Origin of the sequence: Arachnia propionica (assembly GCF_003932785.1) — a bacterium.
Classification (GTDB): domain Bacteria; phylum Actinomycetota; class Actinomycetes; order Propionibacteriales; family Propionibacteriaceae; genus Arachnia; species Arachnia propionica_B.
Genome location: NZ_RQYT01000126.1, coordinates 1 through 751, shown reverse-complemented (window position 1 = coordinate 751; position 751 = coordinate 1). Strand labels below are relative to the sequence as shown.

The window sequence follows — 751 nt, the reverse complement described above, 5'->3', positions numbered from 1 at the left end:
GGGTTGGTGGGGGTGGTGTGGCGGTGGGGGCGCCAGGAGGAGGGGAGCCAGCCGTGGTTGGTGGTGGCGGTGAGGGGCCCGGCGGTGATGATGGTGTGATTGTCTGCCTGCAGGAGGGTGCCGGTGGTGGGGTCGGTGAAGATGTCGTGGTTGTTGATGTGGGCGAGGTGGCCGAGGGCGTCGACAACAGTGGTGGTGTGGTGGACTTGGTCGTTGTGGTGGGTGGTGATGGTGGCGAGTTGTGACAGGGCGGTCCAGGTGTAGTCGCGGCGGTCGCCATCACTGTGGGTCTCTGTGGTGCGGCGTCCGGTGTGGTCGTGGGTGTAGGTGATGGTTTCGGCGCCGTTGGTGGCTTGGAGGAGTTGGCCAGCCAGGTTGTAGGTGCGTTCCCAGGTGGTGCCGTCGATGGTTTCGGTGGTGAGGCGGCCGGCCGGGTCGTAGCTCCAGCTGTTGACCCCGTGGGGGGTGGTGGCTTGGAGGAGTTGTCCGGCGTCGTCGTAGTGGTACCGGGTGTGTTGCCCATCGATGGTGACTGATGCGAGCCAGCCGGCGTCGGTGTAGTCCATGGCGGCTGTGTGGGCCAGGCCTTGGCTGGTGGTGGTGTGGTGGGTGATGAATCCGTTGGTGTAGCCCCATTGGTGGATGGCGTCATCGAGGACAGCGCGGGTCAGTCGGCCTTTCTGGTCGCGTTCGAGGGTGGCGGTGGCGAGTCCGGGATGGGTGACCTGGGTGATGTTCCCGGCCGGGTCAC

Annotated in this window: 1 protein-coding gene; it reads right to left on the bottom strand. The window is 66.0% G+C overall.

Features of this window, described 5'->3' with window-relative positions; genetic code table 11:
* Positions 1–751: RHS repeat protein (locus EII35_RS15555; protein ID WP_148098974.1), on the bottom strand; the 751-nt coding region annotated here is incomplete at both ends.